The organism is Methylobacterium sp. 1A, from assembly GCF_058072805.1.
The window spans coordinates 319,397-332,932 of sequence record NZ_JBYQVE010000001.1 but is presented as its reverse complement, the minus strand read 5'-3'; the positions used below and the strand labels follow the sequence as shown (position 1 = coordinate 332,932).

The window sequence follows — 13,536 nt, the reverse complement described above, 5'->3', positions numbered from 1 at the left end:
TTGCCCGAGTGATCGGCCATGACGACCGTTCACGATTTCAGCGTCTCCGCGGCCGACGGAACGCCGTACCCGCTCGCGCAGCACCGCGGTCAGGTGCTGCTCATCGTGAACACGGCCTCCCGCTGCGGCTTCACCCCGCAATACGAGGGGCTCGAGGCGCTCTGGCGCCGGCACCGGGACGCGGGCCTGACGATCCTGGGCTTTCCCTGCAATCAGTTCGGCGCGCAGGAGCCGGGCGACGCCGCCGAGATCGCGAGTTTCTGCGCGCTGCGCTACGACGTGAGCTTCCCGGTGCTCGCCAAGGTCGCGGTGAACGGGTCGGGCGCCGACCCGCTCTACGCCCATCTCACCCGGGCCCGCGCCGGGCTGTTCGGCACGCGAGCAGTGAAGTGGAACTTCACCAAGTTCCTGGTCGGACGCGACGGCCGGGTCATCGCCCGGTTCGCCCCAGGGACAAAGCCCGCGGCCCTGGAGGCTAAGATCCAGGCTGCCCTGGCCGAGCCCGCCTGAGCCGCGCCCGCGTCAGACCGCGTCGAGATCCGCGGCCTCGGCGGAGACCGCGCGGCGCGCGTCGATCCGTTCGCGCACGCGCAGCACCGTCCGCAGGGGCGCGATCGGGAACGGGCGCACCGACTCGCGCAGGATCCCCGCCAGGAACCGGATCTCAGCAATCTTGCGCAAGGTGAGATCGGGCGCTCCGGCGCCCTGTGCTCGGCGCTCGAGGTCCGAGAGGGCGTCGAACAGCGCGTAGCGCCCGTCGAGATCCCGGTAAGACTGTTTCGACGCGATCAGATTGGCCAGTTCGCCTTCAAAACTGCAACGGACAGGCTGATCGCAACGCATCGTCGACTCGAACACAATGTGCGTCGAACCCTAAAACAGTGTTCGCGCTTTGTCAGCCGCCGACGCGCGGCGGGCGCCGCGAATGCGGGATTGTTGCGCAATTGCATCTGCGCGACCGCGCCGGACCGCGGCCCGGGCTCAGCCGCCGGCCGCGACGAACGCGGCGGCCGCCTCGAACTCCGTCCGGCGCGCCTCGAGGCGGGCCTCCGCCTCGGCGTCGCGCCCCCAGACGGCGGCCTGATAGGTCTCGTCCACGTGGGCCGCGGCCCAAGCCTCGGCCGGTGTCAGCCGGCCCTCGAGAACCGCCAGGGCGATCAGCAGGGAGCCGGTCAGCGTCGTCAGGGTGTGCAGGCCCGCCAGCCGGAACGGGTCGGTCACCGCGTTCACCGCCGCGGAGAGCGCCTGGATCGTGTCGGCCGGCTGCGCGACGTGCATGACGCCCTCGCTCAGGATCACCCGCGCACCGAACGCGTCCCGTGCCCAGTCGAGGATCGGATCCCAGGCCTCCGCCTGGGCCGCCACGAGGCGCTCCGGATCCCCGGCGCGGTAGGCCACGAGATCGGTGCCCGCGTAGGCGCAGAGATCCGCCGCGACCTCGGCGAGGCGGGGCGTGACGCCGTCGATCGCCGTGTTGGCCAGCCGGGTCAGGGGCATCCGCGCGGGGTCGATCGCCGTGTCCTGGGCCTGCCACTCCGCCGCGACGCGCTCGGCCAGGGTCCGGCTGGGGAGACGCAGCGGGTTGCGGGCCGGCGTGTTGGCCGGACGTCCGTCCAGGGTCAGCCGGAACCCGTCGTCATCCTCGGAGAAGCCGGCTTCCTTGTAGAAGCGGTGGGGCAGGGCCGGCTTGGCGTGGCCGCGGGCGGCCCGGACCGGGTCGGGCCTGTCACCGTCGCTCGGTTGCCCGAGCCAGTCTGTCGTCTGATCGCTCATGGAGGCGAGATAGGCGCTTCCGGCCCCGCGCGCGAGCCTCCCGCGATCAGGAGCCGGTCGCGAGCCCCTCGAGGAGCAGCGCCTCCAGCGCGGCGGCACTCGGGACCACCGTCACGGCCCCGGCCCCGTAGAGCGCGTCCGGCGGATGGTAGCCCCAGGCGACCCCGACGGCCGTCGCACCGGCCGCCACGCCCATGGCGATGTCGAAGGTGGTGTCGCCGACCATCACGGTGGCCTCGGGCTCGCAGCCGGCCTCGCGGATCGCCTGCTGCAGCATGGTCGGATCCGGCTTCGACGGCGCGTCGTCGGCGCTCTGGGTCGTGGCGAACCAGTCCGCCCAGCCGTAATGCGCGATCAGCCGGTCGACACCGCGCCGCGACTTCCCGGTGGCGAGGCCGATCAGCACGTCGGAGCGCCCGTGCAGCCGGGTCAGCAGGTCGGCCATGCCGGGGAACAGGGGCTCCTCGTGGGCGGGGTCGAGCCGCAGGCGGTTGTAGGCCTGCTTGTAGCTTTCCGAGAGTTCCGCGACCGGGCCGTCCTCGCCGACGAGGCGCCGGAAGGCCTGCGGCAGCGACAGGCCGACCACCGACAGGGCCTCCCGCCGCCCGGGCGCCGGCAGGCCGTTCTCCGCGAACGCCACCTCCTGGGCCGCCACGATCAGGTGCTGGCTGTCGACGAGGGTGCCGTCGACGTCGAAGACGACGAGCCTCATCGCGACCGACGCGCCGGAAGTCGCGCCGGAAGTCGCGCCGCGAGCCGCCCCGCCGGCGCGGGTGAAAGGAGGCGGGTCCCCGTCACGGCTTGCGGCCCGGCTGGGCTGGCGCGGCCGCGGCGGGCTGGCCGCCGGGGATCCGGGTCCGCTCGTAGCCGAGCCGGCACCGGATCAGGAAGCGCCGGCGCTTGCCGCCGCGCAACCCGCGCTGATGCGAGGCGCGGTTGCAGGCCGCGTAGGAGCGCCGCCGGCGCTCCGCGCGGGCACTGTTGGCGGTGCGCGGGGCGGCCTGCGCGGGCGCCGCGCCCGGGGCGGGCGCCGGGGCCGGATGCGGGGTCGCCGTCTCGGGGGGGTGGGTGCCGTTCGCCGTCGGCGCCGCCCTGGTCGTCTCGCCCGGCGCGGCATGCGCGATCGGCCCGGTGAGGCACAGGGCGGCGAGGCAGGCCAGCATCGCGAGCTTCATGTGTCAGGGTCTCGAACCGCCGGGAACAGGCCCCGCGGCGGATCGGCGGGGCGCGGGGCAGCATATGAGGCGGCGCGGCCGGTTGCCAAGGCATGCGCCGCGCGGGACGCCCGGACCGCACCCGACTTTCACCGGAGATGCCGCGGCGCTGACGGGCGCTCGCGTGACGGTTATCTGGGGGACGGGAAGGGTGATCCGGCGATGAACCTCGTGCTGCTGCCCGGCTTCATGACCGATGCCGACCTCTGGTCGGACGTGGTCGCGCGCCTCGCCGAGGTGGGTCCGATCACGCACGGCGACCTCGCGCGGGACGCCGCGATCGCCGACATGGCGCGCCGCGTCGCCGCGGAGGCGCCGCCGCGCTTCGGGCTCGTGGGCTTCTCCATGGGCGGCTACGTCGCCCGCGCGGTCGCCCGGCTCGTGCCGGACCGGGTGGAGGCGCTGGTCCTCGTCGCCACCTCGTCGCGGGCCGACACGCCGGCCCAGGCGCGCCGGAAGGCGGCCGCCGTCGCCCATATCCGCCAGCAGGGCTACCGGGGCCTCAGCCGGTCGGCGATCCTCCAGTCGGTGCACCCGGACCGCACCGGCGACGGCGCCCTCCTGAGCCGGATCCGGCAGATGGGCGACCGCCTCGGCGGAGAGGTCTTCCTGCGCCAGGCCGGGCAGGCGCGCGAATCCGATGGCGACCGCCTCGGCGCGATCGGCTGCCCGACCCTGGTCGTGGCGGCGGCCCAGGATGCCCTGCGCAGCCTCGACGAGGCGCGGGAGCTCCGCGACGGCATCCCGGGCGCGACGCTGAGGGTGATCGACGGGTCGGGCCACATGCTGCCGCTCGAGGCCCCGGACGCGCTGGCGGACGCGATCGTGCCCTGGCTGCGGGCTCAGGCCTCCGGAGCCTCGACGATCGGGTCGTAGCGGGCGGCGTCGAAGCCCAGGAGATTCCAGCTCTGCGCCATGTGGGGCGGGAGCGGCGCGCTCACGTCGACCGGCTTGCCGGTCCGCGGGTGCGGGATGACGATCCGCCGGGCGAGCAGGTGGAGGCGGTTCTGGATGCCGCCCGGCAGCTCCCAGTTCTCGACGGAGAAGTATTTCGGGTCGCCCACGATCGGGTGGCCGATATGGGCCGCGTGGGCGCGCAGCTGGTGCGTGCGGCCGGTGACCGGCTTGAACGACAGCCAGGACAGCTTCTGGGCCGCCTGATCGACCATCGCGTAGTAGGTCAGCGCGTGGCTCGCGCCCTCGTCGCCGTGCTTGGCGACCCGCATCCGCGCGTCGGCGTCGGTGGGCTCCTCCTTGGCGAGGTAGGTCGAGACGCGTCCCTGCCGGACCCGCGGCACGCCCGCGGTGAGCGCCCAGTAGATCTTCCGCGCCGCCCGGGACCGGAAGCTCTTGGCCAGCGTCGCGGCGGCGAGCCGGGTCTTGGCGATGATCAGGCACCCGGCCGTGTCCTTGTCCAGCCGGTGGACGAGGCGCGGCTTCTGGCCGTCCGGACCCGTGAGGGCGGCGAGCAGGCCGTCCACGTGTCGGACCGTCCCCGAACCGCCCTGGACCGCGAGGCCGAAGGGCTTGTTGAGGATCATCATGTCGGCATCCTCGTAGAGGATCAGCGACCGGATGAAGGCGGCGTCGTCCTGCTCGCGGGCGGCGCTGCGCGGCCGCTCGGTGGACTGGTCGAGGCGCAGCGGCGGCACGCGCACGCTCATGCCCGGCTCCAGCCGGTCGTTCGGCTTGGCGCGCTTGCCGTCGACCCGCAACTCGCCCTTGCGGACGATGGTCTGCACGCGGGTGAAGGGCAGGAGCGGGAAGCGGGCGGTGAGGAAGCGGTCGATCCGCATCCCGGCCTCGTCCGGCTCGACGGTCAGGGTCTGCACGCCGGAGGCGAGGGTCGCGGAGGCGGCGGCGCGCTGCTCGCGCCGGGTCGGACCGGGCGCGGGGGCAGAGGCGAGGGCCGGGGAGGGGGCCGCCGAGCGCTTGGCCGGCGGCCGGCCGGCGGGCTTGCCCGCCGCGGCGTCGCGCGGTGCGGCGGCGTCGCGGCGCGGCTTCGGCGGCCGGGCCGGCGCCGGGGCCGCAGCGGCCTGCGCGCCCCAGGGATCGCGGGTGCCGGCATCCTCGCCGCGGTTGCGGGCCGCGCGCTCGGCGGCGTCGCGGGCGCTGGTGCGCGGGCCCGTGCGGGCGCGGCCGTCGGCCTGGGCCTTGCCGCCCCTGAACTTGCTGGCGCTGGACTTGCCGGCCTGAGGCTTGCGCCCCGTCGGCCCGCCGCTTCTGGGAGGTCGTATCGTCATGCTTCCGCCGGCACCCGTCTCCGCGTCGGACGGAGCGTCCGGGCGCATGGGCCGCGGCGTCGCGGACGTCCGGACCGATGGGATTGCCCGGCTGTAGCATCGCCCGCGCCGAGCGGCAAAGGCGGTGGGCCGGCCCGGTCCGTCAGGGCTCCGCGCGCCACGCGTCGCGGAGGCGGTCCTTCAGGCCGGCGGGGAAGAGGTCGGGACCGCCCGGCACGTCGAGCCCGTCCAGATCGCACTACCGCGCCACGCAGGCGGTGCCGGAATCCTCGTGGAACACGAAGCGCTCCTGCCCGTCGAACCGCCCCGGCGGCAGGGCGACGGGGAACAGGAACAGCACCTCGTGCCCGACCTGCCCCTCGTGCGTGAAGATGTTCTCCATGACGCGGGGCCCGCCGAGCACCGAGACGGTGACGCCGAGCTCCTCCCGGAACTCCCGGATCAGGGCGTCCTCGACCCGCTCGCCGAACGCGATGCTGCCGCCGAGCGGCCGGACGCCCTTCAGCCGCCCGTCATCCGTGCGGACCTCGGCCACGAGCAGGCTGTTGCCGCGCCGGGGCAGACCCAGTGCCTTCACGCGAATCTCCGCAGGGGGCCGCCAGACCGTCATCCCGCAGGGGCTAGCCCGTCGTCGGCGAGGCCGCAACGGACCGGCGCACAGCGCGCCGATCCACGGCAACAACCGGACACACGGTTGACGCCCGCCCCCGCTACGGCCAAGCTGTGTTCGACGGTTCCCCTCGGGGATCAAAAGGGAACGCGGTGAGGGGTTCGCCCCGAAGCCGCGGCTGCCCCCGCAACTGTAAGCGGCGAGCCCTTCACCACCACGTCACTGGGTCACCCCGGGAAGACGGTGCGAGGGCGGCGACCCGCGAGCCAGGAGACCTGCCGTCAGCCGTGGTCACACGCGAAACGCGCCGGGCGGGGTGTCCTGGCGGGTGTCGAGGCGACGCAAGTCCCGAGGGGAGGCGGCCGCCAAGGCCTCGTTCGCGGTGACGTGCCACAGCAAGCGCGCCCGCGACGCCGTTCCCCATGCCCGTCTCCGCTGTCCCGACTCCCTCGAGCCCTGTCGCAGGACGCCGTCGCGCGCCCGCACGGGCAGAGGCTACCGGACAGCGGGCGCATTGTAATGTTATTACAATGCCTGTAGGACGCGGGGGCCGGCGCGCGCCGTGCACGGACCACTTTCCCCATGTCTCCATCGACCAATCGCTCCTGCCTCGGCGGGCGGGCCCCCCTCTGCGGCGTTCTCCTCGCGCTCCTCGCCAGTCCGGCCGCCGCACAGGAGGCGGTCACGCTGGATGAGCTGTCGGTCGCGGGCGCGGGCGGCGACCCAGGCCGCCTCCCGCCGAACGGGCTCAACCTGCGCACGCCCGACCGGACCGCGAGCCGCCTCGGCCTGACGCCGCTGGAGACGCCCGCCAGCCTCGACATCGTGTCGGGCGAGACCGCGCGGCTGCGCGGCCAGGACACGATCGCCGAGGCCGTGACCCAGGACGCGACCGGCATCACCACCATCGCGGCGCCCGGCAACGGCAACGGCGCGTTCACGTCCCGCGGCTTCGCCGGCCCGAACTCGATCCAGCAGCTCTACGACGGCACCCGCTTCTACGTCGGCGCCAACACCGTGACCTTCCCGTTCGACACGTGGAACGTCGAGCGGATCGAGGTGCTGCGCGGGCCGTCCTCGGTGCTCTACGGCGACGGCGCCATCGGCGGCGTCATCAACGTGGTGCCCAAGAAGCCGGTCTTCGTGCCGATCAACGCCGCCCGCGCGGTGATCGGCACCGACGGGGTCGCGCGGCTCGCCCTCGATTCCGGCGGCCCGCTGGGCCAGGCGGAGTACGGCGACACCTTCGCGTACCGCCTCAACGTCAGCGGCAACCGCGCCGACGGCTGGATGCGGCCGGAGGGCGATTTCCGCAACCTCGCGGTCTCCGCCGCCCTGCTGTTCCGGCCGAGCGCCGACCTCGCCTTCACCCTGAGCCACGATCTCGGCTACCAGGAGCCCGCCCGCTACTGGGGCACCCCGCTGGTCGAGGGACGGATCCCGGATCTCATCCGGTTCAACAACTACAACGTCCGCGACGCGAAGATCACCTGGGCCGACAACTGGACCCAGCTCAAGACCGAGTGGTCCCCCTCGGCCGACATCACGATCCGCAACACCGCCTACCGGCTGACCAGCCGGCGTCACTGGCTCGACGTCGAGCAGTACAGCTACAACCGCGGCACCGGGCTCGTGGACCGGGGCGACTACCTGGAGATCTACCACAGCCAGGAGCAGGTCGGAGACCGCCTCGACGCGACGTTCCGGGGCAGCCTGTTCGGGCTGCCGAACCAGTTCGTGGCCGGCTTCGACGTGAATCACATCGACTTCCGCCACACCAACAACTTCTACTTCGACCAGACCACGAGCGTGCCGCTCACCGGCTACGATCCGGGCCTGTTCCCGCAGAACGGCCGGGCGCGCCCGGCCTACGCGACGCAGACGAGCCAGGCCTCGGTCTTCGCCGAGGACCGGGTGATCCTGTCGGACAAGCTCTCGTTCCTCACCGGCGTGCGCCTCGACGTGCCGACGCTGAACCGCGAGGACCTGCAGACGGGATCGCGGTTCGAGAAGACCTATCGGGCGCTCGGCTACCGGTTCGGCCTCGTCTACAACCCGACGCCGGACAGCGCGCTCTACGCCCAGTACAGCTTCGCCACCGACCCGGTGAACAGCCTGATCACGCTGTCGCAGTCGCTGGCCGGCTTCAAGCTCGCGACCGGCGATCAGGTCGAGATCGGCGCCAAGGGTCTGGCCTTCGACGGCGCCCTCGAATGGACCGTCGCGGGCTACCGGATCGTCAAGGACAACCTGATCTCGGCGATCCCCGGCCAGCCGACGCTGTCCACGCAGGTGGGGAGCCAGTCCTCGCAGGGCTTCGAGCTGGCGCTCGGCTGGCGCTTCGCGCCGGGCTGGCGGCTCGACGGCAACCTCGCGCTCCTCCACGCGCAGTACGACCGGTTCGACCAGACGGTGAACGGCGCCACCGTCTCGTACGCCGGCAACCAGCCGATCGACGTGCCCGAGCGCGTGGCCAACCTCTGGCTGACCTGGGACGTCACCCGCGACTGGACCGCGCGGGTCGGGCTGCAGAACGTCGGGCAGGTCTACAGCGACTTCGGCAACACCGCGCGGCGCCCCGCCTACAACCTCGTCAACGCGGTCCTGGACCATCAGGTGACGGCGGACTCGCGCCTGTCCGTTCGGGTCTACAACCTGTTCGACAAGGTCTACGCGATCTCGGGCAACGCCGTGAACGGGGTCGGGACCAACTGGCTGCTCGGGCGCCCGCGCTCGGTCGAGGTCGCCTACACGGTGACGTGGTGAGCCGACCGCACCGGCTCGGCAAGGCGGGACGGCGCTGGCTGCTCCTGTTCCACCGCTGGGCCGGGATCGCCGCGGGGCTGTTCTTCGCGCTGTGGATCGGCTCCGGGCTGGTGATGCTCTACGTGCCGTTCCCGGCGCTCACCGAGGCCGAGCGGCTGTCGCGGCTCGCCCCGATCGCCTGGGATCAGGTCGCGGTCGCGCCGGACGCGGCGCTGCGGGTCGGTGGGCTCGCCGGCGTGCCGGCCGCCTTCGGCCTGGAGATGCGGGGCGACGAGCCGGTCTACCGGATCGCCGGCCACGACGGCACCCGGGTGACGGTCTCGGCACGGACCGGCGCGCGGCTCGGCCTGCTGACACCCGCAGACGCGCTGCGTGTCGCGGCCGGTGGTGCTCCGGCTGCGCAAGCCGAGCAGGTCGCGCGCGACCAGTGGACCGTCACGGCCCGCTACGACCCGCTCCGGCCCTTCCTGAAGGTGGCCCTCGGCGACGCCGCGGGGACCGAGCTCTACGTGTCTGCGGTGACCGGCGAGATCGCCCTCGACACGACACGCTTCGAGCGGGGCTGGAACTGGGTGGGTTCGGTGGCGCACTGGATCTACCTCACGCCGCTGCGGGCCCGGCCGGAGCTGTGGCGGACGATCCTGTTGTGGCTCTCCGGTTTCGCCGCCCTCGGCGCGCTGAGTGGAGGCGCGATCGGGATCTGGCGCCTGCGCCTTCGGCGGCGCTACGCGGCCGGGGCGGTCACGCCCTATCGCGGGCTGGCGCGCTGGCACCACCTGCTCGGCCTCGCGGGGGGCCTCGGCTTGAGCACGTTCATCGTCAGCGGCTGGATCTCCATGAACCCGAACCGCTGGTTCAGCGCGACCAGCCCGCCGGTAGCGTTGCGCGCCGCCTATGCCGGAACCTTGCCGGCGCTCGGCCTCGATCCGCACCGGCTCCGCGATGGCGCCGTGCCGGATACGCGCACCCTGCGCTTCGCCGCCATCGGTGGACGCTGGTGGATCGTCGCCGAGACGGCGGACGGCCTCCGGACGGTCGCAGCGGACGGCGCGACCGCCCTCGACGCGCGCAGCATCGCGACGGCCGCGGCAGACGGTTTCGCGGACGGTCCCCTCCGGTCGATCCGCCCGCTATACGCCTACGACGCCTACTGGTATCCCCACGGGGCCGACCCACGGCCACTTCCGGTGCTGCGCCTGCGCTTCGGCGACGCGGCCGCCACGTGGCTCCACGTCGATCCCCGGGACGGCACGATCCTCCAGCGCCTGGACCGCTCGGGCCGGATCAACCGCTGGCTGTTCGACGCCGCGCACCGGCTCGACCTGCCGGGGCTCACCGGCAACCGCCCCCTGCACGATACGGCCCAGTGGGTCCTGAATCTCCTGGCGGCGGGCATCGCGGTCACCGGGATCGTGGCGGGCTGGCGCAGGCTGCGTCGGACGCTGTCCGCCTGAGGTCGGTTTCAGCGTGTGCTGTCGAGCGGTCGAGATCGGCCCGGCGGTGGCTTCCGATCCGGTCGTGCTGCGCATCAGGACGACAGACCGGAGGCGGACGCAAATACCTCCACGTCCGGCCTGTGCGCCTGTCGGTATTCACGGGGGCTCACGTCGTAGCGATCCTTGAAGCGGCGCGCGAAATGCGCCTGGCTGCTGAAGCCACAGCCATAAGCCAACAGGCCGATCGACAGGGTGGCGCAGGCCGGGTCGGTCAGGCGCTTGGCTGCCACCTCCAGTCGGCGTCCCCAGATGTAGTCGGAGATGTGCCGGCCGCGCTCATGAAACAGCTCCTGCAGCCGCCGCAACGACACGCCCATCGCGGCGGCGAGCCGGGGCGGGTCCAGGTTCGGATCGCTCAGGTTCGCCTCGACATAGGCCTTGGCGCGCTGAACCGTGACGTTGCCGTGGACGGAACGGGGTACCTCCTGCGCCATCCGTTCGGCGAGGCTCGCCACGATCAGGTCGACGCCGATCGATGCCATGCGCTCGGCCGCGTCAGGGGTGAGGCGATCGCTGACCCGGACGAGTTCCTGAAGGTACGAGCCCGTCAGGGTCGTCGAGGCGAGGTCCGCTGCGGCCGTGAGCGCGGTGTAGAGCCGGGACGGGCCCAGAACGGTCTCGAAACGCTGGCGCGGCAGATCGATGACCAAGGAGTCGCCGGTCTCCGCCTCCATCACGGATGAACTCGAGTCGAGCAAGATGAGGTCGCCCGGCTTGGTCTTCGCCTCCCGGTCAAGCTGCTGGATTGTATCCCGTCCGGACAGCTTCAGGAGCACGAAAACCCGATCGGGGTTCCCGCGGCGTCGCGCTTCGGCGTCCGTGATTCTGGTCCGCACGGTTGTGTGCCAGAAATGCGAGATCGGCATCGCGCCGATACACGTCACGTCCAGCCGTCCCTGGAATGGGAGACCGTCCGGCGTCTCGATCTCGGCAGGCACGAGCCGCTCGCAGACCAGTTCCCGCCATTGGCGGACCGCGTTTCTGGGATGAATCCCATCTGTCGAGAAAAACGGTTGCATCCGCCGCCTGGGCACCCCTGTCGCCACCCGGTGGCGAAGATCGGGAACCCCGGCGTTTATTGTATATAATCTACCTTCACAACAGGGAGACGGGGGACGAGGGGCGGAGCAGCGGCGCCCGGCCAAACAGCGCCGTCCGGAAGCGGACCGGCGACGATCCATCCCTCTCGAGCATCATCACGATTCCGCGGCCTGATGTCCGACCCTAGAACCGCGCCGTCAGGAACAGCCGCACGTTCCGCCCCGGCAGCAGGATCTCGTCCTTCTTGAACGAGGTCGAGTTGCGGATATCGTCGTTCAGGAGGTTGCGGCCCTGGAGGCCGAGGGTGATCGCGCTCGCCCCGTAGACCGCAGGATCGACGGCCTTGGTGTAGCTCAGTTCGGCGCGCAGGTCGTCGTAGCCGGGGGTCGGCGTCTCGTACACGGCCGTGGCGTCGTGGCTGAAGGCGTGGAGCAGGTTCACCCGCGCGAACCACCCGTCGGCCCGCAGGTAGACGCCGCCGCCGAGCCGGTAGGGCGGGATGCGCGGCACGTTCGCGCCGTTGTCGAACTGGGCGCGGACGAAGTCGAACTGCGCCTCGACGCCGGCGAAGCCGTTGCCCACCGGCACGAGGTCGTACTGGCCGATGATCTCGGCGCCGTAGAAGGTCGCGTTCTGCTGCTGGTAGACGATCTGCCGGTTGTCGGTGCCGACGCCGCAGGAGGCGAAATCGTCGTCGCAGGTCAGACCCGTGTAGTTCCGGTAGATGAAGCCGGTGTAGCGGGTGAAGTAGCCGGTGGCGTCCAGACGGAAGGGCCCCTCGGCCCGCCGGATGCTGGCCTCGACGGTCCGGGCTCGCTCCTTCTTGAGGTTCGGGTTGCCGATCTCGAAGGTCGCGGTGGCGTCGTGCGGGCCCTGCGAGAACAGCTCGTAGCCCGTGGGCCCGCGCTCGACGTAGGAGCCGGTGAGGCTCGCCACGAAGCCGTAGGGCAGGTCCTGCAGGGCGCCGATGCTGGCGCTCTTCGGGGCGAAGCGCCGGGTCCGGGCGTACTGGAACGGCTCCTGGCCGTCGACCGGCACGTAGTCGGCGGGGAACTGGGCCGCCGTGCTCGACAGCCGGTCAACCTCGTAGCGCCCGGCGGCCTGCAGCCGCGTGCCCGGGCGCAGTTCCAGCTCCTCGAAGAGGTAGACCGCGTTCGCGCGCGACTCCGTCTTCGGCAGGAACGATTCGAGTTGTGTGTTGATCACGCGCCGGTCCGACTGGAAGCCCAGAGCGCCGGTGAGCCTGCCGAACTCGGTGATGACCGGGACGTGCTGAAGTTCCAGGCGTCCCTCGGCCTCGCGGTTCTTGAAGATCGCCTGGACGCCCTCGATCCCGTCGTCGCCGATCCCGACCTCGTTGTGGCGGTAGACCGAGTAGCCCGCCCAGTAGCGGATCACCTCGAAGGGCCCGTCGAGCGGACGGTACTCGCCCCGCGACAGGACCCGGTCCTGGTTCGGGGTCAGGCGGGTCCGGTCCTGCTCGGCAACGCCGCCGGGGATCGCGTAGACCGCGTCGTAGTGGCTGAAGGAGATGCCCACGAAGCCGCGGTCGCCGATCGCCGAGATGCCGACCGCGCCGCCCTGCGACTCGTTGTACGAATTGCGCTGGATCCCGCCGGGGATCGCGTAGCTGTCGTTGGCGGTCTTGAAGCCGTCGGCGTGGACCGCGATGCCGTCGCCGCCGGCGTCCACCGTGGCGGCCCCGAGCCGGCCGTTATCCACGCTGGAGAAGCCGCTGGTGACCTGCCCCTGCACCCCGTTCGCCGGGATGAAGGTCGGGACCCGGTTGTTGTCGGCCGAGACGACGCCGCCGATGGCCCCCGAGCCGTAGCGCAGGGTCGCGGGACCGCGGATCACCTCGATCCGGTCGGAGACCAGCGGGTTCACCGGCACGGCGTGATCCTCGCCGAGGTCGGACACGCCGCCGTTGACGATGCCGTTCTCCTGGATCCGCACCCGGGCATTGTCGAGGCCGCGGATGATCGGTCGCGAGGCCGCACCCGGCGCGTAGGTCGTGCCCGAGATGCCCGGACGGTCGAACAGGGCGTCGCCCAGGGTCCGGGGCTGGTCGCGCGCGATCTGGTCCTGGGTCACCACCGTCACCGGTGAGAACGTGTTGGTCGCCACCGGCAGGACGCCGATCGGCACCGCCGCGTCCGCCGCGACCGCGCCGCGCGACGGCTGGATCGGGCTCGGGCTGGTGACGCTGATCTCGTCGAGGGCGACGGCCTGCTGCGCCCGCGCGGCGGAGGGCGTGAGGAGGCCGGCGCAGACGGTCGAGGACAGGACCGTGCTGGCGAGGAAGCCGAAGCGGCGCGAGGGAAGCATCGAGACTCACAGAGTGTTATATCGTTTCATTGTTGCGGTGCCTCGGTCCGGTGCAAGCGTTAATC

12 protein-coding genes and 1 riboswitch are annotated in these 13,536 nt (G+C 72.1%); of the genes, 4 read left to right on the top strand and 8 right to left on the bottom strand.

The window, feature by feature from the left end:
- Positions 1-18: 18 nt before the first annotated feature.
- Complete coding sequence (locus ACX9MN_RS01570) at positions 19-510, top strand: glutathione peroxidase (protein ID WP_482959864.1); 492 nt, start codon at positions 19-21, stop codon at positions 508-510.
- A 12-nt stretch (positions 511-522) separates the two neighbouring features.
- On the opposite strand, the gene ACX9MN_RS01565 is transcribed toward ACX9MN_RS01570, so the two are convergent.
- The 4 genes from ACX9MN_RS01565 to ACX9MN_RS01550 all read right to left on the bottom strand — a co-directional run bounded on the left by ACX9MN_RS01565 (position 523) and on the right by ACX9MN_RS01550 (position 2,948).
- Positions 523-858: a hypothetical protein gene (locus ACX9MN_RS01565; RefSeq protein ID WP_489723577.1), complete on the bottom strand. Its 336-nt coding sequence runs from the start codon at positions 856-858 to the stop codon at positions 523-525.
- A gap of 123 nt (positions 859-981) precedes the next feature.
- Positions 982-1,773 carry an ATP12 family chaperone protein gene (locus ACX9MN_RS01560; protein WP_489723576.1) on the bottom strand — a complete coding sequence of 264 codons (792 nt, stop codon included), beginning with the start codon at positions 1,771-1,773 and terminating at the stop codon, positions 982-984.
- 46 nt (positions 1,774-1,819) lie between these two features.
- The gene (locus tag ACX9MN_RS01555; RefSeq protein WP_020093660.1) at positions 1,820-2,485 is read right to left on the bottom strand and encodes an HAD-IA family hydrolase; all 666 of its coding nucleotides are present in this window, start codon (positions 2,483-2,485) and stop codon (positions 1,820-1,822) included.
- A gap of 82 nt (positions 2,486-2,567) precedes the next feature.
- The gene (locus tag ACX9MN_RS01550) at positions 2,568-2,948 is read right to left on the bottom strand and encodes a hypothetical protein (protein WP_020093661.1); all 381 of its coding nucleotides are present in this window, start codon (positions 2,946-2,948) and stop codon (positions 2,568-2,570) included.
- Between the two features lie 201 nt (positions 2,949-3,149).
- Between ACX9MN_RS01550 and ACX9MN_RS01545 the strand changes: the two genes are divergently transcribed.
- A complete protein-coding gene (locus ACX9MN_RS01545; protein ID WP_489723575.1) occupies positions 3,150-3,863 on the top strand; it encodes an alpha/beta fold hydrolase in 714 nt (237 codons plus the stop codon).
- On the opposite strand, the gene ACX9MN_RS01540 is transcribed toward ACX9MN_RS01545, so the two are convergent.
- Together ACX9MN_RS01540 and ACX9MN_RS01535 are read right to left on the bottom strand one after the other, a co-directional pair.
- On the bottom strand, positions 3,830-5,230 hold the full coding sequence (locus ACX9MN_RS01540; protein WP_489723574.1) for an RluA family pseudouridine synthase: 1,401 nt from the start codon (positions 5,228-5,230) through the stop codon (positions 3,830-3,832). The two genes, ACX9MN_RS01545 and ACX9MN_RS01540, sit on opposite strands and share 34 nt — an antisense overlap.
- Before the next feature lie 238 nt (positions 5,231-5,468).
- On the bottom strand, positions 5,469-5,807 hold the full coding sequence (locus ACX9MN_RS01535; RefSeq protein ID WP_489723573.1) for an NUDIX domain-containing protein: 339 nt from the start codon (positions 5,805-5,807) through the stop codon (positions 5,469-5,471).
- Between the two features lie 137 nt (positions 5,808-5,944).
- Positions 5,945-6,137: riboswitch (cobalamin riboswitch) on the top strand.
- A 285-nt stretch (positions 6,138-6,422) separates the two neighbouring features.
- Between ACX9MN_RS01535 and ACX9MN_RS01530 the strand changes: the two genes are divergently transcribed.
- On the top strand, positions 6,423-8,606 hold the full coding sequence (locus ACX9MN_RS01530) for a TonB-dependent receptor (protein WP_489723572.1): 2,184 nt from the start codon (positions 6,423-6,425) through the stop codon (positions 8,604-8,606).
- Positions 8,600-10,060, top strand: a complete 1,461-nt coding sequence (locus tag ACX9MN_RS01525; RefSeq protein ID WP_489723571.1) for a PepSY domain-containing protein — start codon at positions 8,600-8,602, stop codon at positions 10,058-10,060. The genes ACX9MN_RS01530 and ACX9MN_RS01525 overlap by 7 nt, the downstream gene beginning before the upstream one ends.
- A 74-nt stretch (positions 10,061-10,134) precedes the next feature.
- On the opposite strand, the gene ACX9MN_RS01520 is transcribed toward ACX9MN_RS01525, so the two are convergent.
- Together ACX9MN_RS01520 and ACX9MN_RS01515 are read right to left on the bottom strand one after the other, a co-directional pair.
- A complete protein-coding gene (locus ACX9MN_RS01520; RefSeq protein ID WP_489723570.1) occupies positions 10,135-11,121 on the bottom strand; it encodes a helix-turn-helix domain-containing protein in 987 nt (328 codons plus the stop codon).
- 205 nt (positions 11,122-11,326) lie between these two features.
- Entirely contained in the window at positions 11,327-13,471 is a 2,145-nt protein-coding gene (locus ACX9MN_RS01515; RefSeq protein WP_170868143.1) for a TonB-dependent receptor, read from the bottom strand.
- Positions 13,472-13,536 lie beyond the last annotated feature (65 nt).